The sequence below is a fragment of the Rhodococcus sp. WAY2 genome, from assembly GCF_009859915.1.
GTDB lineage: Bacteria > Actinomycetota > Actinomycetes > Mycobacteriales > Mycobacteriaceae > Rhodococcus_F > Rhodococcus_F oxybenzonivorans.
This window is the reverse complement of sequence record NZ_CP046575.1, coordinates 1-20,727: the sequence shown is the minus strand read 5'-3', so window position 1 is coordinate 20,727 and position 20,727 is coordinate 1. Positions and strand designations below refer to the sequence as shown.

Annotated in this window: 18 protein-coding genes and 3 pseudogenes; 8 read left to right on the top strand and 13 right to left on the bottom strand. The window is 66.8% G+C overall.

Going from position 1 to position 20,727, the window contains the following annotated elements; genetic code table 11:
• The first annotated feature begins 60 nt into the window (after window positions 1-60).
• Window positions 61-714: an ArsR/SmtB family transcription factor gene (locus GFS60_RS36855; RefSeq protein ID WP_128644095.1), complete on the top strand. Its 654-nt coding sequence runs from the start codon at window positions 61-63 to the stop codon at window positions 712-714.
• Between the two features lie 22 nt (window positions 715-736).
• On the opposite strand, the pseudogene GFS60_RS36850 reads toward GFS60_RS36855, so the two are convergent.
• The 8 genes and pseudogenes from GFS60_RS36850 to GFS60_RS36815 form a co-directional block, all read right to left on the bottom strand.
• Window positions 737-1,266, bottom strand: a pseudogene (locus GFS60_RS36850) (DinB family protein).
• A gap of 386 nt (window positions 1,267-1,652) precedes the next feature.
• Window positions 1,653-3,005, bottom strand: coding sequence for an MBL fold metallo-hydrolase (locus GFS60_RS36845; protein WP_128644096.1), 1,353 nt, complete (start codon window positions 3,003-3,005; stop codon window positions 1,653-1,655).
• Between the two features lie 87 nt (window positions 3,006-3,092).
• On the bottom strand, window positions 3,093-3,866 hold the full coding sequence (locus tag GFS60_RS36840) for a sulfite exporter TauE/SafE family protein (protein ID WP_159929176.1): 774 nt from the start codon (window positions 3,864-3,866) through the stop codon (window positions 3,093-3,095).
• Between the two features lie 40 nt (window positions 3,867-3,906).
• Window positions 3,907-4,320, bottom strand: coding sequence for a DUF302 domain-containing protein (locus GFS60_RS36835; protein WP_159929538.1), 414 nt, complete (start codon window positions 4,318-4,320; stop codon window positions 3,907-3,909).
• Between the two features lie 60 nt (window positions 4,321-4,380).
• Window positions 4,381-4,629: a YgaP-like transmembrane domain gene (locus GFS60_RS36830; protein WP_159929536.1), complete on the bottom strand. Its 249-nt coding sequence runs from the start codon at window positions 4,627-4,629 to the stop codon at window positions 4,381-4,383.
• Window positions 4,630-4,676: 47 nt separating this feature from the next.
• The gene (locus GFS60_RS36825; RefSeq protein ID WP_041813759.1) at window positions 4,677-4,946 is read right to left on the bottom strand and encodes a metal-sensitive transcriptional regulator; all 270 of its coding nucleotides are present in this window, start codon (window positions 4,944-4,946) and stop codon (window positions 4,677-4,679) included.
• 94 nt (window positions 4,947-5,040) lie between these two features.
• On the bottom strand, window positions 5,041-7,197 hold the full coding sequence (locus tag GFS60_RS36820) for an MMPL family transporter (RefSeq protein WP_159929534.1): 2,157 nt from the start codon (window positions 7,195-7,197) through the stop codon (window positions 5,041-5,043).
• Between the two features lie 76 nt (window positions 7,198-7,273).
• Window positions 7,274-7,588, bottom strand: a complete 315-nt coding sequence (locus GFS60_RS36815; protein ID WP_128644100.1) for a rhodanese-like domain-containing protein — start codon at window positions 7,586-7,588, stop codon at window positions 7,274-7,276.
• 537 nt (window positions 7,589-8,125) lie between these two features.
• On the opposite strand from GFS60_RS36815, the gene GFS60_RS36810 reads away from it, so the two are divergent.
• The 3 genes and pseudogenes from GFS60_RS36810 to GFS60_RS38875 all read left to right on the top strand — a co-directional run bounded on the left by GFS60_RS36810 (window position 8,126) and on the right by GFS60_RS38875 (window position 10,134).
• Window positions 8,126-9,550 (top strand): MBL fold metallo-hydrolase, encoded by a 1,425-nt coding sequence (locus tag GFS60_RS36810; protein ID WP_128644134.1) that lies wholly within the window; start codon window positions 8,126-8,128, stop codon window positions 9,548-9,550.
• Window positions 9,547-9,914: pseudogene (locus GFS60_RS36805) on the top strand (thioredoxin family protein). The gene GFS60_RS36810 and the pseudogene GFS60_RS36805 overlap by 4 nt, the downstream one beginning before the upstream one ends.
• Window positions 9,915-9,960: 46 nt before the next feature.
• Window positions 9,961-10,134 (top strand): hypothetical protein, encoded by a 174-nt coding sequence (locus GFS60_RS38875; RefSeq protein WP_201453721.1) that lies wholly within the window; start codon window positions 9,961-9,963, stop codon window positions 10,132-10,134.
• A 190-nt stretch (window positions 10,135-10,324) separates the two neighbouring features.
• On the opposite strand, the gene GFS60_RS38870 is transcribed toward GFS60_RS38875, so the two are convergent.
• Both GFS60_RS38870 and GFS60_RS38865 read right to left on the bottom strand, forming a co-directional pair.
• The gene (locus tag GFS60_RS38870) at window positions 10,325-10,480 is read right to left on the bottom strand and encodes a DUF6131 family protein (RefSeq protein WP_200887891.1); all 156 of its coding nucleotides are present in this window, start codon (window positions 10,478-10,480) and stop codon (window positions 10,325-10,327) included.
• Between the two features lie 566 nt (window positions 10,481-11,046).
• Window positions 11,047-11,325, bottom strand: coding sequence for a hypothetical protein (locus GFS60_RS38865; RefSeq protein WP_201453739.1), 279 nt, complete (start codon window positions 11,323-11,325; stop codon window positions 11,047-11,049).
• Here GFS60_RS38865 and GFS60_RS36800 point away from each other — a divergent pair.
• Genes GFS60_RS36800 through GFS60_RS36790 form a run of 3 tightly spaced genes read left to right on the top strand, consistent with a single transcriptional unit; the run spans window position 11,242 to window position 17,807 of the window.
• Complete coding sequence (locus GFS60_RS36800; protein WP_159929532.1) at window positions 11,242-11,889, top strand: HemK2/MTQ2 family protein methyltransferase; 648 nt, start codon at window positions 11,242-11,244, stop codon at window positions 11,887-11,889. The genes GFS60_RS38865 and GFS60_RS36800 overlap by 84 nt on opposite strands.
• A gap of 52 nt (window positions 11,890-11,941) precedes the next feature.
• Window positions 11,942-16,351 carry a non-ribosomal peptide synthetase gene (locus GFS60_RS36795; RefSeq protein ID WP_159929530.1) on the top strand — a complete coding sequence of 1,470 codons (4,410 nt, stop codon included), beginning with the start codon at window positions 11,942-11,944 and terminating at the stop codon, window positions 16,349-16,351.
• A gap of 37 nt (window positions 16,352-16,388) precedes the next feature.
• Window positions 16,389-17,807 carry a sensor histidine kinase gene (locus GFS60_RS36790; protein ID WP_128644135.1) on the top strand — a complete coding sequence of 473 codons (1,419 nt, stop codon included), beginning with the start codon at window positions 16,389-16,391 and terminating at the stop codon, window positions 17,805-17,807.
• Here GFS60_RS36790 and GFS60_RS36785 read toward each other — a convergent pair.
• The 3 genes from GFS60_RS36785 to GFS60_RS36775 form a co-directional block, all read right to left on the bottom strand.
• Entirely contained in the window at window positions 17,783-18,457 is a 675-nt protein-coding gene (locus tag GFS60_RS36785; RefSeq protein ID WP_128644136.1) for a response regulator transcription factor, read from the bottom strand. The genes GFS60_RS36790 and GFS60_RS36785 overlap by 25 nt on opposite strands.
• A gap of 112 nt (window positions 18,458-18,569) precedes the next feature.
• Window positions 18,570-19,103 carry a hypothetical protein gene (locus tag GFS60_RS36780; RefSeq protein ID WP_128644103.1) on the bottom strand — a complete coding sequence of 178 codons (534 nt, stop codon included), beginning with the start codon at window positions 19,101-19,103 and terminating at the stop codon, window positions 18,570-18,572.
• A 14-nt stretch (window positions 19,104-19,117) separates the two neighbouring features.
• On the bottom strand, window positions 19,118-19,495 hold the full coding sequence (locus GFS60_RS36775) for a hypothetical protein (RefSeq protein ID WP_128644104.1): 378 nt from the start codon (window positions 19,493-19,495) through the stop codon (window positions 19,118-19,120).
• Window positions 19,496-19,821: 326 nt separating this feature from the next.
• Here GFS60_RS36775 and GFS60_RS36770 point away from each other — a divergent pair.
• Window positions 19,822-19,953, top strand: a pseudogene (locus tag GFS60_RS36770) (YnfA family protein); the annotation flags it as partial.
• Window positions 19,954-20,727 lie beyond the last annotated feature (774 nt).

The following is a 20,727-nucleotide window of genomic DNA, read 5'->3' as shown; positions in this document are numbered from 1 at the left end:
ATCCCGGGCGGAACACCCGATCCATGTTCTACACTATTCCAAAGATGATTGGAGAATGCCATGGGTGATCGGATCGCGAAGACGGAACTGTTCGACCAATTCGCCCGGGTCGGCAAGGCCCTGGGCAGCGGCAAGCGGCTCGAACTGCTGGATCTGCTCGCCCAGGGCGAACGCACCGTCGACGGCCTCGCCCGCGCCAGCGAGCTGGGGCTGACCACCGCGTCCGCGCATCTGCAGACCCTCAAGCAAGCCAATCTGGTCGCCACCCGCCGCGAGGGCACCAAGGTGTTCTACCGGCTCGCCGGTGCGGATGTGGCGCAGCTGTTCGCGCTGGTCCGCACAGTCGCCAACGAGCACCTGCCCGATGTCGAGGCCGCCCGCACCGCCTACCTGGGTCCGGACACCGACCAGGTCAGCCGGGACGAGCTGCTCGAGCGGGCCCGGTCCGGGAAGGTGACGGTCCTCGATGTGCGTCCCCGCGAGGAATACGAGGCCGGGCACATCCCCGGAGCGGTGTCGATTCCGTTGGACGAGTTGGCCGATCGTCTCGCGGACCTGCCCGAAGATCAGGAGATCGTCGCCTACTGCCGCGGCGCCTACTGCGTGCTCGCGCACGACGCGGTCCGGCTCCTGACCGACCACGACCGGCAGGCATCGCGGCTGACCGACGGCATGCTCGAGTGGCGCCTGGCCGACCTGCCGGTCGCGACCTGAATGTCCCTTCTTCCGGCGATCGTCAGTCGAGGGTGAGCTGCCGCCGGTGGAAGGCGAAATGCTGTGCGGGGCAGCGGTAGAGGTCCTCGAGGGTCATGTAGTCCGCGAAGAACGGATCCCACCGGTCGGGGAAGTGCATGCCGCGCTGCAGGTCGTTCTCGGCCTCTTCCACCAGACTCCGCAGAAGTGAATCGATGACCTTGTCGCATTGCCGCACCATGCGGTGACGGTTGAATACCCGGCCGCTTGGCACGTTCCCCGATAGTTGACCTCGTCGAACAATCGCGTCGAGGCGTTCTGGGCGGCGGCGAAGCGGCAACTGACGCCGTTCGGTAGCCGGCCGAGGATCCGGACCAGGATCAGTAGACGGCGCACCACCATGTAGCCGAACACCATGTGAAACAACAGTTGCTCGTTCGTCCAGCGGGTGCCCGCGGAGGGCCGGTCGAAGCACTCGGAGCTCGCGCCGCCGACCAATCGATGAAACTCAGCCCTCACCCGCTCGAATTCTCCGGCGATCTCCCGTCGGTCTACACGCTTTGACCTCGACATCACTGCCTTCGCCTGCGATCGCCTCAGCACCCTCGGTACGGACCATCTTCCTCCGGCCTCAGCGCCATTGCGATCGACTGCCCAGGTCGCAGCGTCAGCAGATGCTTGAAGCTCTTGATGAGGGATCTTTGAATTTATAGTTCGGGATTCCAGCGCGATCAGCGCCGGGCCCACGACGCGGTCGCCGACATACATCAGAGCGGGGCCGCGACCCTCGCCGTGGCCGTGCTGGTCGGGGGTGCTGCCCGGTGTCATTGGCGTCGGTGCTCGGCGCACAAGGATTCCGGAGGGGCCATGATGCGGACTCATCCATCCGGGTCGAGGCCATGCGGGCGTGAGGATCTCGGCGATCCGTCGTACCCCGGTCACTGCGTGCGCACGGATACCTACGGGGTGCTGGTGATGTCGGTGTCCTTCGCGTTGTCGTACTCGTCGTTGATCAGCACGGTGGTGCGGTCGGGGCGGTCGATCATCGAGGCGGCGATGGAGGATCGGTAGCCGGAGGCGCAGTGCACCCAGATCTCCCCGTCGGGGAGGGTGCCCTGTCGGTCGGCGAGTTCGTGGAGCGGGATGTTGATCGCCCCGTCGATGTGGCTGCTGTCGTATTCGTTGCGTTGGCGTACATCGAGGACGGTGATGTCGTGCTCGGGAAGTCTCTCCGCGAGGGCGGGGAAGTCGGCGACCCGGTAGGACCGCAGTTCGGTGCCGGCGACGAGGGTGTGGATTTCGCCGACCGCGGCACCGGCGAGGTCATCGATGCCGATGCGGACCAGTTCTCGGCGGGCGTCGGTGACCTGGTCTTCGTTTTCGCCGATCAGGGTCAGCGGTGCACCCCACTTGTAGAGCCAGCCGAGGTAGGTCACGAACGAGTCCGACAATTCGAAGCCAAGGGTGCCGCCGAGGTGGCCGGCGGCGAAGGCGGTGCGCTCACGCAGATCCACCACCCATTCCCCGGCCTCGATGCGGCGGCGGAGCTCGTCCGGGTCGACGGGTGCGGGCAGCGACAGGTCGACCGGGGCCGGTCCTTGGGTGTTGACTACGCCCATGTGCGCGTAGTAGGCCGGATACTCGGACAGACCGGCGATCAGTTCCTCGACGTAGCTTTGCTCGTCCTGGGTCAGGGCAGGGTTGGTGGTGCGTTCTTCGCCGATGGTGGAGGAGTCCCCGCTCGCGGGGGTGGCGGCGCAGAAGCTACCGAATCCGTGGGTGGGGTAGACCTTGGTGTCGGCGGGGAGTTCGTCCGCCAAGCGGCGCACCGAGTGGTACTGGGCGTGGGTCAGTTCCCGGGTGTGATCGTTGCCGAGGAGGTCGGTGCGGCCGGTGGTGCCGAAGAGCATCGATCCACCGGTGAAGACTCCGCGGATGCCGCCGGTGGTCTCGCGCAGCACGTAGCTGACGTGGTGGTGGGTGTGGCCGGGGGTGTGCATGACCTGTAGCAGGATGGGTCCGGCGTCGATGACGTCGCCGTCACCGACGGCGCGCCGCTGGTATCCGACGTCGTCACCGGCGGGGACGACGTACTCGGCACCTGTGGTGCGGGAGAGCTCGAGCCCGCCGGTGACGTAGTCGTTGTGGATGTGGGTCTCGAGGACGTGGGTGATCCGCACGCCGCGGTCGTGGGCCAGGGCCAGTACCCGGTCGATGTCGCGTTGCGGGTCGACGACGACGCCGACGGCACCGTCGCTGATCAGGTAACTGCGATCGCCCAGGCTCGAGGTCTCGATGATCGACACGTCCATGACTCGTTTCCTTCCTCACATATTCTCTGGTGTTCGCATACCCGGGAGGGCATAGGTGCAACGGTGTGACGCAAGCCGCCCGCGGCATCAGCGCAGCAAGATCGTGTCGACCAGCACATAGGCGGCGACGGCGAAGACGAGATAGGCGAACCACCGCTGCAGCCGGTCGGTGACGACCTTGGAGCCGAAATGACCGGCGATCAGGGACCCGGCGATGGCAGTGCCCGCGAACGCGGCGGTGATCGCCCAGTCGATGCTCGCGCCGCTCAGGTGCGAGATGAGACCGGCCGCCGAGTTCGCGACGATGATAACCAGCGAGGTGCCGATTGCGACCGACATGTCCAGACCGAGCATCAGCACCAGGGCCGGGATGATCAAGAAGCCGCCGCCGACACCGAACAGGCCGGTCAAAAAGCCCACCGCGACTCCGGCAGGGATGGATCGGGGGGCGCAGCGGCGCCAGTCGATCCCCGAGTCCCCGACCTCGCAGGCGGTGCCGGTGTCACCACGATCCATCAGCATCCGGATCCCGGCGACGACCATCACGGCGGCGAAACCGACCATCACCACCGATTGCGGCAGCAGGCGCCCGACCGCGCTGCCGGCGAAGGTGGCGGGAATGCCGCAGGCGGCGAATACCCCGGCCATGCGCCAATTCACTTGGTGCTCGCGAATTTTCGGGACGGCGCCGGCGAGGGAGGCAATGCCGATCACCAGCAGGGAGATCGGAATGGCCTGTTCGAGGTCGAGACCGAGGCCGAAGACCAGCGCGGGGACGGCCAGGATCGATCCGCCGCCGCCGAGGAGTCCGAGCAGCACGCCGATGATCGCTCCGAGGGCGAGCGCGACGGTCAGAGTCACCGATCCTCCTTTCCGTCAACGGGAATGGGCAGGTGCGGTGTCAGTCCTTCGCTGCGCCCGCGCCCAAGGAGTCGATGGCGGCCTGCAATGCGGCGGTGGCGTCGTCGGCGACCGCCCCGAGCCCGGGTTGGTCGGCGACCTGAACCATCACCTGCGGGTTCATCGCATCGATCAGCACCGCACCCGGATTATTCGGGTCGGCGCGGACGACGACGTTGCATGGCAGGAGCAGCCCGATCTGTCGGTCCACGGTGACCGCGCGGTGCGCGAGCGGCGGATTGCAGGCACCGAGGATCAGGTAGTCCTCCATGTCCTCATCGAGTTTCTGCTTCAGGGTGGCCTTCATGTCGATTTCGGTGAGGATCCCGAAGCCTTGGTCGGCCAGGGCTTTGCGGGTGCGGTCCACCGCGTCGGCGAACGAGGTGTGCAGTTTGGTTGACAGTGCGAGCGTCATGAGCGTGTGCTGCCCTTCTCTCGGAGAAGATGGATGGGATCGGCCGGTCACCTGAGCCGGTCATCGTCCCGATGGGGCGGGAGACGGCGCGGCGAGGTGCGGTACGCCGAGGCGGTGCAGCAGCAGACTCGCCGGGCACCATCCCACCGCGCCGAACAGTAGAAGGTTGGCGCCGACGAACCCGGTGAGCAGCAGCCACCACGACGACAAGGCCAGGGTGAGCGCGGCGCTCGCGAGCACCATCGTTCCGGCCGGCAACGGGACCGCCCGCTCGATCGTCCAGCCGCGGGCGGGGAGTGCGTCGGTCATGGTCACCTTTCGTCGACGTTCGAACGGGAGGTCGGGGTGAAGGAGGCTCAGGCGAGGGCGAGGAAGAGCTTCTCGAGTTCGGCCTCGGTCATCGGCTCCTTGCCTTCCTCGGTCTCACCGGTGAGGCATTCGCGTAGCCCGGTGGCGACGATCTTGAACCCGGCCTTGTCCAGGGCGCGGGAGACCGCGGCGAGTTGGGTGACGACGTCCTTGCAGTCGCGGCCCTGCTCGATCATCGAGATCACCCCGGCGAGCTGCCCGTGGGCGCGGCGGAGCCGGTTGAGTACCAATGCGATGCTGTCTTCGTCGCCGACCATGGCGGTTTCCTTTCCTAGACCTTCCACCACTGTACCCCCCGGGGTATCGGTGCGGGGCGGGTAAGGGGCGCGCCGGCCCGCCTCCGCACCGGCCTCAGTGCGAGAAATTGATCTTCGGCAGGACCTTGCGCAGCCAGGCCGGTGACCACCAGGCGGCGTGCCCGGTCAGCCGCAGCAGTACCGGCAGCAGGATCAGCCGGATCAGCACCGCGTCGAGGAGGACGGCGACGCCGAGGATGATGCCCATCTCTTTCGGGGGCAACGGGTCGGCGAGGGCGAAGGTGAAGAATACCGCGACCATCACCGCGGCCGCAGCGAAGATCACCCGTCCCGAATGCGCCAGACCGTCGACGTGCGCGACCTTCGGAACGGCGGAACGTTCGTAGTGTTCCTTCGCGGTGGCCAGCAGGAACACGGTGTAGTCCATGGCGATCGCGAAGATCATCGCGAAGAAAAACACCGGTCCCCACCCGTCGAGGAAGCCCTGGGGGGTGAAGCCGAGCAGACTCGCACCGTGACCGTCCTGGAAGATCAGCTTCGCGACTCCGAATGCGGCGGCGGTCGAGAGCAGGCTGACCACGGTGCCGAGGAGCGCGATCAACGGGGCCTGCAGCGCCACCAGTAGCAGCGCGAACCCCAGGATCAGGATGATGGCGACGATCAGCGGGAGGTAGTCGTTCAGGGCCTGCTGCAGGTCCAGGTTCTCCGCGGGCGCCCCGCCGACCAACGCGTCTGGGGGCAGATCCGCGCGCAGGGTGGCGAGGATAGTGCCCATTCGTGCGTCGGAGGGATCGACGGTCGGCATGGCTTGGAGCATCACGTAGTCGCTGCCGTCGGGGGCGGGCTGCGGTGGGGTGACCATGGCGATACCGGCCGTGGCCGCGGCCGCTGCGGCGGTCTCGGCACCCTCGGCGGCGGGGGTGATGATTTGCAGCATGCCCGGTGCGCCCTCGCCCATCTGGGCCTGGACGAGTTCATAGCCCTGGCGGACCGGGGCATCGGTGGGAACGACCTTGATCGAGGGCATCGCGACCTTCAGTCCGAGCACGGGGATCGACAGCGCGATCAGCACCAGGAGGGAACCGATCGCGAACGGCCACGGGTGACGATGCAGTAGTTCGCCCCAGGCGGCGAACCGCGGCGAACGGTGTGTTTGCCGCTTGGAGTAGGGCAGGGAGCCGGCGTTGACCTTGCCGCCCAGCGCGGCCAGGGCGGCGGGCAGAAGCGTCATCGAGGCCAGCAAGACGAAGAACACCGCGAGCATGATCCCGATGGCCATCGTCCGCACGGCCGGCGCGGGCACGAGGAGAACGGCGGACAGGCTGACCAGCACCGTGATTCCGGACAGGACGACGGCCTTGCCCGCGGTCTCCATGGTTTCGGCCACCGCGGAACGCGGTGAGGAGGCGTGACGGATCGCGTCGCGGAAGCGGGCGACGACGAACAACGCGTAGTCGATACCCAGGGCGAGGGCGAACATCATCGCGAAGTTCATCGCCCACACCGAGATCGGGGTGACCTGGTTGAGCAACACCAGGCCGCCGGCGGAGGCGACGAGCCCGGCCAGGGTCAACAGCAGCGGCAGCCCGGCGGCGACCAGCGAGCCGAACGCGAGCACCATGATCGCCAACGTCACCGGCCAGGAGAACAATTCGGCCTGAATCATCGCGTCGTGGTTTGCCTTGTTGAAGTCGCTCCACAGTGCGGATGCGCCGGTCGGGTACACCTCGATTCCGTCGCCGGCGAGGGCGGTCAGTTCCGCTTTGTGTTCGTCGACGGCCTTGACCATGTCGTCGGTGCTTGCGTTCGCGCCCGCAATGAGGATGCCGGTGTGGCCGTCCGGGCTGATCGACATTCCCGGCTGCGGTGCGATCAGCGCACCGAACCGCGGGTCGCCCGCGAAGACGGTCCCGACGTCGGCCAGGGTCTGCTGCATCTGCGGGCTGTCGATGGTCTGGGTGTCCGAGTGCACGACCACCTGCACCGCGGCCGAGGAGTTACCCCCGAAATGCTGCTCCGCGAGCTCACGGACCTGCACCGACTCCGATCCGTTGGCCTGCCACCCGGCACCGGCCAGCGAGCTGAACACCGACGGCGCGGCCGCGCCGAGCGCGACCAGCAGGATCAGCCAGATGGCGAACACCCATTTCGCGTGCCCGGCCATGGCCGCGCCCATGCGGCCGAGCACACCGCCGTCGGTGATCGGCTCGGCCGTCGGGGCGTCGCCGCCCAATGCCGTACTGCGGGTCATACAAGTCCTCCTCGAGGTGATGGCCGAACGAAAGCGCTGGCAGCGCGCATCGGCGAGGTCGGGCGTGAGGGTTCGCTCACGATCCGTCTCCGGTGTCGAGCGGCCGGCCCAGGGCGGCCCAGCCCGAGGTGCCCCCGGCGACCGAGACCGCGCCGCGGCCGGCGGCCTCGACGATGCGGGCCCCTTCCCGGCTGCGGTTACCGGACGCACAAATCACGTAGACGACGTCCCCCGCGGGAATCTCCGCGGTGTGAGCGCCGAGTTGCCCGAGCGGCATCAACAGCGCACCAGGTACGTGCCCGTCGACGTACTCCCACCGCTCGCGCACATCCACGACGGGAACTCCGTCGGCCCAGCGCACGGCGAATTCACCGAGGTCTACCTCACGCATATCAAACTCCTTCATACCCTAGGGGGTATATGTGGCTTTGCGCTCACTGTACCCCAGGGGGTATGTCGGTACGCAAGTGCGCCGTTTGCCCGCGACGTGAGCGAGCAAAGGGCCGAGGAGGATCCGCGCCAGTTCGGGCGGTGCTGTCATGGGAACCTCGCGCAGCCATGCGCCGCTTTCGCCCGGCGGCGGTGAGGGCCTCACGGCTGGCGGACCTGCGCGCGCTGGTTGCTCGGTTACCCGCAGGGGCGCATGAAATAGACCGCCTCGCCGCGGGTGCCACCGCCGGGCGGACGGGGCTGCTCGCCGACGGGGATCCACACCGCGCCAAAACGCATGCGCCCCGGACATACGCATAGTCCGGCCGGGCTTCCCAGGCTAGGGCGGAGACGGCGGTGCCGACTTCCTTCATCGAACAACTTTTCCGATCGGGACAACCGAGCAAGGATAGATACCCCTGGGGGTACTTGACATACCCTATGGGGTATATGGCACCATGTTTCTCATACCGAGGACATCGACCCGATGGAGGAACGCATGATTCTCGAGCAGTACTACATCGAGTGCCTGTCGCACGCGTCGTACCTGATCGGTGACGAGAGCACCGGCCGGGCGGTGGTGGTCGATCCGCGCCGGGACATCGGCGAGTACCTGGACGACGCCGACAAGCACGGGTTAGGCATCGAGGGTGTGATCAACACCCACTTCCACGCGGACTTCGTCTCCGGCCACCTCGAATTGGTCGAGGCAACCGGGGCGTGGATCGGGTTCGGCGAAGCCGCCGAGACCGACTACCCGATCCGCCGCCTACGCGACGGCGAACGAATCCGCCTCGGCGAGGTCGAGCTCCAGATTCTGTCGACCCCGGGACACACCTGGGAGTCGATCTCGGTGCTGGTGCGCGAGCGGGCGGGGGCGACCCCGACCGCGGTGCTGACCGGCGACTCGTTGTTCATCGGCGACGTGGGCCGGCCGGACCTGGTCAACCTCGGCCACGGATCCAACACCGACCTGGCCCGGGCGATGTACCGCACGGTGCACGAGAAACTGCTGACCCTGCCCGATCAGGTCACCGTCATGCCCGCCCACGGCGCCGGCTCGTCCTGCGGGAAGAACCTCTCAACCGAGCTGATTTCGACTATCGGGGAGCAGCGCGCCACCAATCCGTCCGTGCAGCCGATGAGCGAGAACGCCTTCGTCGCGCTGGTCACCGAGGGCCAACCCGCGGCGCCCTCCTACTTCTCGGTCGACGCCGCGATGAACAAGCGGGTCCATCCCCTCCTGACCCGAGACCGGGCCATCCCCGAACTCTCGCCGGGGCGGGTGCGCGCCGAACTCGTCGCCGGCACCCGGGTGGTCGACGCGCGCAGCGTGGACGACTTCGCGGCCGGACATCTGTGCGGCTCGGTCAATGTCGGATTCGACGGCCGGTTCGCCGAGACCGGCGGAATGGTCGCCGAAGTGGGCGAGAAGCTGGTGCTGATCACCAACCCGGGCGAGGAGCAGGACGCGGCCGTGCGCCTGGCGCGGATCGGCTCGGACAATACGATCGGCTACCTCACCGTCGACCACGACGGGTCCTTTCCCGCCGAGCTGACGGATCTCGTGCAGTCGGCGCGCCGCACCACCGTCGACGAGCTCGACGCTCTGCTCGCCGCCGATGCGGTGACCGTGGTCGACATCCGCAATCCGGGCGAGCGGGAGTTTGGGACGATACCGGGGGCGGTGCCGATTCCGCTGGCGCAGTTGCGCACCCGGCTCGAGCAGGTACCCACCGGCAAGCCGATCGTGGTGCACTGCGCCGGTGGCTGGCGGTCGAGTGTGGCCGCGTCGCTGCTGCGGGCGCAGGGCTTCGAGAACGTATCCGACCTGCTTGGCGGCTACAACGCTTGGGCCGAGGCGCACGTCCCTGCCTGGCCGCAGGCCACAGAGTCCTGGAAGACGAAGGAGCCCAACCGATGACAACGAAAAATCGCACCCTCGTGGACTTCGAGTCCACGATCGACGACAGCGACATCGTGCTTGTCGACTTCTGGGCCTCCTGGTGCGGACCCTGCCGCGCCTTCGCCCGGTGCGCGAGAAGTCCTCGGCCACGCATCCAGATATCGTGCACGCCAAGGTCGACACCGAAGCCGAGCAGCAACTCGCCGCCATGGCGGACATCCGGTCGCACCATCATGACCTTCGCGCAGGTGTGCTCGTCTACTCCCAGCCCGGGGTACTGCCCGCACGCGCCCTCGACGGCCTGATCGGCCGGGTGACGGCCCTCGACATGGCTCGGGTGCACGCGACGGTCGCCGAACGACGCGCAGTCGCCGGCGCCTGACCCGAACCGTCCACCCGAACCCCGCACCCGTACCCAGGAGGATCCCATGTGTTACCCCGTCACCTGCCCGAACTGCGGCAACACCGGCTGGGGCGGCTGCGGCCGACACATCGACACCGTTATGAGCTCCGTGCCTACCGCCGATCGCTGCACCTGCCGTCAGGACACCACCCCGGCCGAGGACCAGCGCCGCACCCTGCGTTCATTCTTCCGCCGCTGACCGCTGACCGCCGGCCGAACGGTCGGCTGCGTGAGTCGCGGCAGAGGTTGTCGTTCTCGATGGTCAGCACGTGCAACGCGCGAGCGAACGTACCTCGCAGCCCGTAACGAACCGGCGATATCTTGACCACCATCGAATTCGGCGCTCGCCTCGGCGACGTCCGGGGCCCGCTGAAAGCCGTAGGGCACCTTTAGAACCAGTGACGGCGTCCACCGACGGCGCGTCCGGTGGCCCCGAGCAGCGCGAGGATGACTCCGATGACCAACAGGATGATCCCGATGGTCCAGAGGACTGAGATGCCCGCCACGAATCCGATCACGAGCAAAATCAGTCCGAGAATGATCACGATGAACCTCTTCTCGGCGCGTGTGCCCCCTTCATCCGCGGTTACCCCCTCGTCCTAGTCGGAAAACAGATAGTCGACAGCGAGATGCGCAGGGTTGGCCGTGAGCAGAGCCACCCATGCGCGGCAGGCGTCACTCATGGTTTGTGCGGGTGACTGCTGCAAGAAACGCACGATCTTCTGCGGGCTCCGGGTACGCGGAGGGGCCGGTCGGGTTTCGTAATGGTCCCGGCCACAAGTCGCGGAGGCAATCGATTTCGCTTGTTTTCGTCGAGTTCTCCACCTGGGTTCTTCCTCGACGCGGCGCAGTTGTGCCCCGCAACTGTCACGGGCGCGGAAGTGCTGGTGATACTCGATCCTTGTCGGAATACCGCAAACACGATCTGCCCCAAACCATTCCCCACGATTCTCGTGTCATCGCGTGCTCCGACAACGGTCACGTGAGTACTAGCAGATCCGGCAACAGTCTTTTATGCCGCCTTGTCGGGGTGATCGGAAGGCTGCGTCCGCGGGGGCACGGGAACGCGCTCCCCGCCACGTAGGGGGCTATTGGGCGGCCACCTCGGCTTTCAGCGTTCTTTCAGCTTGCGTGTGTGACGATCTGGCAAAGTGACCATCAACAACCGAACAGCGACAGCGGTTTCGTCCCGCGCGCCATGCACGGCATTGCTTCGGCATGGTGATCCGAGCTGTGACAGCTGAACGCGCACTTCGATCAGATTTGGATTCGCTGCGCTGACGGGCGGCTGGGGGAAGGGGCGCTGGTGATCATTCGTTTTCCGGGTGTGTATCGGCCCCAGCATGATTCGCGGCTTCTTGTGGAATCGCTCGGCGACGAGCAGGTGCATGCGGGTACGCGGATTCTGGATTTGTGTGCGGGCACTGGGGTGGTCAGCGTGTGGGCGACTCGGTCCGGTGCGCGCGATGTGACCGCGGTCGACGTGTCGCGTCGGGCGTTGGTCAGTACCTGGCTCAATGCGGCGGTTCGCGGGCACCGTGTGCGGGTTGTTCGCGGTGATCTGGCGTCACGAGTACGTCACCGGCGGTTCGACTTGATCGTAGCCAACCCACCCTATGTTCCTGCCGAGCACGATGGGCCGCCGGCGAGAGGTCGTGCGCGGTGCTGGGACGCCGGGCACGAGGGACGGGCGTTGTTGGACCGGATCTGCGGCGATGCCCCGGACCTCCTCGACGACGGGGGACGGCTGATGCTCGTGCAATCGACGCTGAGCGGCACGGAGAAAACGCGATTAATGCTGGGGGAACGCGGCTTACACGTTGAGGAAGCACGCCGTGTCCGCGTCCCGTTCGGGCCGGTGCTGCAAGCACGACGGGATCTTCTCGTTGATCGCGGGTTGATCGGGCCACAGCAATGCACCGAGGAACTCGTAGTGTTCCGGGCGGTCAAATGAGCACCCAGCTGACACGGTCGGGCGTGCGCGCCTCGTGTGATCGAGGTCACCGATGACGCCCTCTAAGTCCTCCGGCCGATTGGTGCCACTGACCGCGGCGCAGCAGGCGATCTGGTTCGCCCAGCAGCTGACCCCCGAGGTGCCATACGTCATCGCCCAGTACGTGGATCTGAGCGGGCCCATTGAGGTGGAGAAGCTGTGCGAGGCGCACACGCGGGCGATGGACGAACTGGGCGCGGAGGTCGTGCTGGTCGACGTCGACGGACACCCGCATCAACGTGAGAGGACTCGATCGGCAGGTCAAATCCTGGTTTTGGACTTCCGCGCCGAACACGACCCGGCCGAGTTCGCGCGGGAGTGGATGCGACGTGACTGCACGGTCCCACTCGCGATGGGCGACGACTCGCTGATCTTCTCGCGTGTCCTGCGGGTCGGTGACGATCGTGTGTTCTGGTATGCGCGTGCCCACCACCTCGCATTGGATGGATACGCGGCGATGCTGCTGATGCAACGGACCGCGCAGTGGTACGTCGCGGCACTCGGCCGCGGCGCGCCGGATCCGCACCGGGAGGTGGGGCCCGAGCAGTTGAGCCGAGCGGATCGGGACTATCGATCGTCCCCGCGGTTCGATGCCGACCGTGAATACTGGGCCAGGCTCGCCCCCGATCTGCCATCGGTGGTCAGCCTTGCCGGGCGGAGCGCTGCGCCTCGGCCGGCCGTCCGGGTCACCGGCGACCCCATGGCGGTGTCTTCCACGCCGATGCCCGGGGGCCGGTCCGTGCTCGATCGCACCGCTGTCCTCGTGGCGGCCTTCGCCGCCTATTTGGCACGGATGACCGACGTCGACGACGTCATGGTGTCCCTTCCGGTGACCGCCCGCACCACCGGACCGCTGCGGGCGGCGGCGGGCTCGGTCTCGAATGTGGTGCCCCTGGCACTGCCGGGGATCGGGGCCACGACCGTCGAGGAAGCGATCGGAATCGCCCGGGCAGCACTGATCGCAGCGTTGCGCCACCAGCGGTATCGGCGCGAAGACATCGGTCGTGAGCGCGGCACGGCCACTGGTGAGCTCACCTCGTTCGGCCCCGTGCTGAATTTGATGCTGTTCGAACCGGACATCAACCTCGGTGCGGTCACCGGTCGCGTGCACGTTCTCACGACCGGTCCGACCGCGGATCTGGCGGTGAACATCTACCCGGGCTCCACGGATCTGATGCCGCGGATCGACTTCGAAGCCAACCCCGCCCTCTACGGCGAGAGAGAACTGAGCAGCCACCACCGCCGGTTCACCCATTTCCTGCAGACATTCGGAGCCGCAATCGGCCAGGACTCCGCGGTGGCCGATCTCGAGTTGTTCCTGCCCGGGGAACGCGAGGTCCTGACACCGGCGCGCGGCCCGGCCGATGCCGAACCGGCAACCCTCACCCAGTTACTCACCACCACCCTCGGTGCATCCGGTGAGCGAATCGCGGTCCGCGACCGCGGACGATCCTTCTCCTACCGGGATCTCGACCGACATTCGGCCGCGTTGGCCGGCACGCTGCTGGGCGCCGGCATCGGTCCGGAAGACCTCGTGGCGGTCGCCGTACCCCGCTCGTACGAATCCGTGGTCGCCGTGTGGGCGGTCGCCGCCACCGGCGCCGCCTACGTGCCCATCGACCCGACGCATCCGCGCGCACGCATCCAGTACATGCTCGACGACTGCACACCTGTTGCAGGCCTGACCTCCTCCGCCACTCGGGGCCAGCTGCCGGACACGCTGCGATGGCTCACCGTCGACCTCGATACCCTCGACGTGCCGCCACCGCGCCCACCGCGCCCGGTGCGTCGGGAAAACGCCGCGTATGTGATCTACACGTCCGGGTCGACCGGCGCCCCCAAGGGTGTCGTCGTCACCCACGACGGCCTGGCCAATCTCGCGCAGGAAATCCGCGACAACTACGCGCTCTCCGCCACCTCGCGGGTCCTGCATTTCGCTTCCCCGAGCTTCGACACGGCTCTGGTCGAAGTCCTCGCCGCCGCCCTGGCCGGCGCCACCTTGGTGGTGACCCCACCGGATGTCGTCGGCGGCCACGAACTGGCCGATCTCCTGCGCACCGAACACGTCACCCACGTGCTGTCGACCCCGTCGGCATTGGCGACGGTGAACCCTGACGGCCTCGACGACGTGGAACTGGTCCTCGTCGGCGGTGAGGCGTGCCCACCGGAACTGGTGACGCGCTGGGCGCACCACCGGACGATGCGCAATGCCTACGGCCCAACTGAAACCACCTGCAGTGTCACACTCAGCGCCCCGATGGCCCCGGATCGGCCGGTGACGATCGGTGCACTGATGCGCGGCGTCGACGCGGTGGTGCTGGACCGGCGCCTGCGGCCGCTTCCCTCCGGCGCGTTCGGCGAACTGTATCTCGGCACCCCTGGGTTGGCCCGCGGCTACGCGCACCGAGGCGGGATGACCGCCGGCCGGTTCGTCGCCAATCCGTTCGGTAAACCCGGCTCGCGCCTGTTCCGCACGGGCGATCGGGTCCGTTGGACACCCGAGGCAACGCTCGAGTATCTCGGTCGCAGCGATGACCAGGTGAAAGTTCGTGGGTTCCGGATCGAACTCGGCGAGATCGACACCGCCCTGCGTGACCACCCGGATGTGGAGTTCGCGACGACTGTGGTCCATGACAGGGCGGGGGATGCGCTGCTGGTGTCGTATGTGCTGTTGCGGGCGTCGTCGGCGGTGACCCCGGCGATGCTGCGGACAGCGGTAGCCCAGCTGCTGCCGGACTACATGGTGCCCGCGGTGATCACCGTCCTGGACGACGTCCCACTGACGCCGACGAAGAAGCTGGACCGGGCCGCTTTACCGACCCCGGATTTCGGCTCCGTCGCCTCTTCGGCGCGACCGCCGGGCACACCCGATGAACACTCGGTGGCCGAGGTGCTCGCCCGGGTACTGTGCACCAACGTGGTGGACGCGGAATCGTCGTTCTTCGACCTCGGTGGGGATTCGCTCTCCGCCACCCGGGTGATCGCGGCGCTCAACGCCGATTTCGGCACCCAGTTGGGGGTGCGCGATCTGTTCGAGTTCCCCACCGTCGCCGCCCTCGCCCGGCTTCTCGCCGAGGAACACCCCGAGTCGGGCGATCACTCATCCTTACGTGAGTTCGCAACACAGCCGCTGCCCCAGCGGGTTCCGCTGGCCCCGTCGCAGCAGTTCCTCGACCGCACCGCCACCCGCCCGGCCCTATACAACCTCCCGTTCACCATCACGATCCGCGGCATCCTCGACATCGAGGCGCTGCGCCGCGCCACCGCCGACGTCCTCGACCGGCATCACCCGCTGCGCACGGTGTATCCCGATTCGGCGGACGGCCCCGCCCAACGGTTCCTCGACGTCACCGACGCCGTCCCCGACCTCACCCCGATACACGTGAGCGCATCCGAACTTGCGCAACACATCCGTTGGCTGCTGCACCGTGGCTTCGACGTTCGTACCGAACCGCCGCTGCGAGCCACACTGTTCGCCACCGGGCCCGAGGAGCACCTGCTCGCGTGCGTGATCCACCACATCTCCGCGGACGGGTGGTCGCTGGCAGTCCTCGCCCGCGACCTGTTGACCGCGTACGCGGCCCGCGCTGCCGGCACGGCACCGAGCTGGGCGCCGCTGCCGGTGCAGTACCCGCATTACAGTCTCTGGCGGCACGACCTTCTCGGCGACAAAGGTCCCGGCAGCCTCACCGCCCGTCAGATCGAGTTCTGGAAGGCCGAACTGGCAGGGTTGCCCGGGGAACTGACGCTGCCGGCGGACCGACCCCGTCCACAACGGTGGACGCATGCGGCTGGCCGGCTGAGTTTCGCGGTCGACGAAGAAGCTCACGCGGCACTGCTGACCATCGCGCATGCACGGCGAGCGACGCTGTTCACGGTGCTGCATTCCGCGCTGGCACTGCTCCTCGCACGCCTGTCCTCCCAGCGCACGATCGCGATCGGCATACCGACGGCCGGCCGGACCCATCCCGACCTCGACGAGGTCGTCGGCATGTTCGTCAACACAGTCGTTCTCCGCTCGACGGTCGACCCGGGCACGACCGTTGCTGAGCTTCTCGACCAGTCCCGCGCGACTGAGCTGAATGCGTTCGCGCACGCCGACGTCCAGTTCGAGCACCTCGTCGACGTGCTCGACCCGCGCCGGTCGCCGTCGCTGCACCCGTTCTTCCAGGTCGCGTTGTCGCTGAACAATTTCACCGCCGCCACCCTCGACAGCGAGGGACTGGAGTTCGAGATCGCACCGCAACCACTGGATATCGCCAAATGCGATCTGCACTTCCATTTCACCGACCACCACAATGCCGATGGGGACCCGGCCGGTATCGACTGTGAACTGGTGTATTCGGCCGATCTGTTCGACCACGACACCGTCGCCGGATTCCTCCCCGTGCTGCGCGCCATCCTCGCCGAGGCTGCCGCATGAGGTTGTGCATCGCACCGACACCGGAGCGGCGGATGCGGTGTCGGTCAGACTGAACACCATGGACCGCCGCAGCCTGAACCCCGGAAACTGGAATGTACGGGTGCGATCCGCCGCGGCCGCGGTCCTCGCCGTCACGGTGTGCCTGCTCCTCGCCGGCGGTGCACTCCTGTTCGTGCTGTACCGCAATCTCGAACACTCCGCCCGAGCCGCCGCAGACTCACGGTCCCACCAGATCACCGAGCAACTCCGCACCCAGCCGCCGCAGGAACTCGACGCATCGCTACTCGCGACCGACGGCCAAATCGGGGCCGTCCAAATCCTCGACAGCGCCGGAAACGTGCTCGCCACCTCGGCCGGGATTCCGTCGTCACCGGTCCTCGCCTCCCCACTGCCGCCCGGCGAGTCCGCCTACCTCGGAAACCTCCACTTCGGGCACGACCGCGACTACTGGGTGGCCGCCCACGGCACCATGTCCCTCAACGGGCCGGTCACCGTGATCACCGGAGCCGACCGCGAACCGGTTGAAGGTGTCCTGGCCACCGTCGCGGTACTCCTCGCGATCGGTGCCCCGATCGTCATCGGCTTCGTCGCCGTCGCCACCTACCGGCTCATCGGCGCCGCCCTGCGCCCGGTGGAGAGGATCCGCGCCCGGGTGGCGGCGATATCGACCGATCAACTGGGCGAACGGGTTCCCGTGCCGGCCGCCCGAGACGAAATTGCCGATCTCGCGGTCACCATGAACAGCATGCTCGCCCGGCTCGAGGCCGGGCACCTGGCCCAGCGGCGTTTCGTCAGCGACGCCTCGCACGAACTGCGCAGCCCGCTGGCGACCATCACCGCCGCACTCGAACTCGCACAATCCCGTCCCGAATTGATCGACACGGCCCTGGTCGACGAGTCGTTGCTTCCCGAAGCCCGACGAATGCATGCGTTGGTCGAAGATCTTCTCCTGCTCGCGCGTGCCGACGAAGACTCACTGACCCACCTGCGCGTCGACGTCGATATCGACGATCTGATCCTCGCCGAACGCGCCCGCCTCCGGGGCCTTCCCGGCATAGCGGTCTCAGCCACCGTCAACCCTGCCCGGGTGGCCGGGGATCCGCAGCAGTTGGCCCGGCTGGTCCGCAACCTCGTCGACAACGCCGTCCGCCACGCACACACCCGAATCAACCTCGCCTGCAGCAGATGCGAGGGAAACGCCGTCATCGCGGTGGCCGACGACGGGCCGGGCATCGCTCCGGCGGACCGGGCCCGGATCTTCGAACGGTTCGTCCGCCTCGACACGCCCCGAACCCGCCAATTCGGTGGTTCCGGGCTCGGTCTCGCCATCGCCGCGGAAATCGTTGCCGCACACCACGGATCGATCGAGGTCCGCGACCATGAAGACGGCGGTGCACACTTCGTCGTCACCCTGCCGATCGGCGACGACAGCTACTGCTCCGAACCCATCGAATAGCCCACGCCCCGGATCGTGTCGATGCTCGTCGTGCCGAACGGGGCGTCGATCTTGCGCCGAAGATAGCCGATGTAGACCTCCACGATGTTGTCGGCGCCCTCGTAGTTGGCGTCCCACACCGATTGCAGAATGTCGTGTTTGGTGACGACCGAGTCGGCGTGGCGCATCAGGAACTCGAGCACGCTGTACTCGCGGGGAGTGAGCTGGAGGCGGGTGTCGCCGCGGGTGACCCGCCGCATGGCCGGGTCCAACTCGAGCCCGGCAGCACTGAGAACCGGGGGCCGCGGGGGAGCCCCGCGCCGCACCAGCGCCCGCAACCGGGCGATCAGCACCACGAACGAGAACGGTTTGACCAGGTAGTCGTCGGCGCCGAGGTCGAACGCATCGGCGAGGTCGTATTCGCCGTCCTTCGCCGAGAGCATCAGCACCGGGGTCCACACCTGCTGCCGACGCATCTCCCGCACCACGTCGTACCCGTGTTTGCCGGGCAACATGATGTCGAGAACCACCACATCGAAGCCGCCACTAGCCGCGGCCGCCAGCCCGGCGACGCCATCGTGTTCGACCTGCACGGTGCACCCGTCAGCCGTCAAGCCGCGCCGCACCGTCTCGGCCAGGCGCGTTTCGTCCTCGACCAACAACACCCGCACCGCCGCCTCCTCCACAACATTCCCGCAACCAGTGGACCCCAACGGTACGACCGGGGTACCACCATCACCTGGTCCCTCCAGCGCCGGTGTCAGCGCGGTCGCCCGGGTCGGCTCACGTCCGCACCCGGGATACGTCGACCCTCTGGGCGAGGTCGTCCCGGGCTGCGCCGGGTGCCATCCCGACGGTCGCCAAACCCAGTAGCACCCCGGCCAGCGCGAGCACCAGCGGTGCTGTCGCCGGGGTACCACCGACAGCCCCGGTCGATGCCAGCCAGAGATGTTCCCAGCCGGGCAGCTCCGCCCATGCGTACTTGTGGTTAAGGACGCCGGTGTCGAGGTTCCCGCTCACGTGCTCGTACACCCCGAACAAAGCCGCCGGAACAGCGCACAGAGCAACCAGCCGAGCCTGCACGATGGCGATCCGTGAGCGGTTGAACACGACGATCAACGTCGAGCAGAAGAGCACACCCAGCACAATCCACGGCACGATCTGCTCGATGCTCCTCCAGTGCCGCAGCGATGCCAGTTCGATTGCGACGAACGCGCACGAGAGCACCGACAGCGCGAGCAGTGCCGCCTGAAACCGCGCGACAAGCCGTGCTTGACGTGCGCCGCCACGGTCCGGGGCAACCACCTCATCGTGCATGGCCGCTCATTCTCCTACTGCGGGGCCAGGACACTCAAAATGGTGTCCAGCGTTTGTTGATCGATTCCGTATTTGCCCAATTCCTTCGTCAAGGTATCGGATATCGTGTCGGGACTGTAGGGGCCGTATTCGGTGACCTCCTTCGCCCACTTACCCGCGTTGCTGACTCCGGCTGCCTCGAACGCCGCCTGGATCTGGCTCTGGCTTGCCGTGTTCGGATCGACCTGAGCGACCTCCGCGACACTGCCGCCGGGGCTCATGGTGGAGGACGCAACCACCGATGTTGTCGGACTCGCCGATGACCCGGTGCCACTGTCGTTGGAGCTGCATCCTGCAAGCAGGCCGGCAGAAATCAGAAGCGGGATACCGAATTGGACGATCTTTTTCGTCATAGTGGTCAACCTACTTTCGGTGTCCGGCAGCACCCTGGCTGTCGGCTGGGAACAAGCTGGCAGAGCGCCACACGGGCCGCGACTGTCTCACGGGGAGGCGCTCCCCGATACCCGGTCGACATGGTCGCCATGATTCGCGCTGGCCGCTGAAAAAGTGCTGAAAGTAGCGCCTGGCGTTGATAGGCGTCACCGCGCGCCGACCGCTGACCAACACGAACCCGATAGCCCCCACTCGGCGCCGGTGAACGAGGGGGTGAGGCGTCGATATCGGGCCCTTTCCGCGTAAACCTTCGAGTGGACTCGAAGGTTTACCGTGTCCGGTAAACGGTGGAGTGTTCGTTGCCGGCTCCCTGCTGTGGGACATGGCCTTCGACGGCTTCCGACCAGACCGCTTCGACGTCACGGGCGTACTGATCTGCCTCGTCGGACTCGCCGTCATCATGTACTCGCCCCGCTGACCCACACGAACCAGTGAGGGGATGTGTGAGGACCGGGGCGTGTGATGCGATCCTGGATCGGATGGATCGGGTTGCGCTCTGACGGCGGCGAAGGAGTTGATGTATCTGCCGGCGGAGTCGCTCGGGTTCACGGTGGTGAAGCACTGACTCTGCCCGGCTCCCGAACTCCTGGGGTACGGGCCGTGTGCTGTGGGCGGGGCGTAATGGTGCTGTTACCTGGTGTGATGACATGTCCCCGGTTTGTGATGTGGGGTGCCTGCGACTTGTCGGGGAAGTGCCGGCGCAGGGTGTCGGCGGGCGCGCGGGTATCTGTTTCGTCCGTTTTGGAGTAGCCTTTGAAAGGCGTTGATTTGCAATATGTTTGAGTAATCAATTGGCGAGTAAGACTTTACGTATGTTATGCACAAATGTTAAGTTGTAAGGTTCATAATCGGTTGCAGATCAACAAGTTTGGGTGTTTTTGAGATTTTGGACTTTTGGGTTGCGTGGGGGTGGGCGGTATGCTGTGGGTAATGACATGGAGCGGTGCGGGAAGGCGAGTGGGAGGCGGGTCGGGAGCACCCCCCCAGCTTCGTTGGGGTGTGGGGGACCGGATCGGACGGAACGAGTAAAAGTGCAGGTGAGAACCTAATCTCGGAAACTCAGAGGAGAGAAGCGACTCGATCGACGGCAACGGGAATGGACCCACTGCGAGCCGCGCAGCGGCTCCCTGGCGTGGGAGCGAAGCGACTCGCCCCGCCTCCCGGCGCGGAGCGCCGGGAGCAGCGCCGCGGG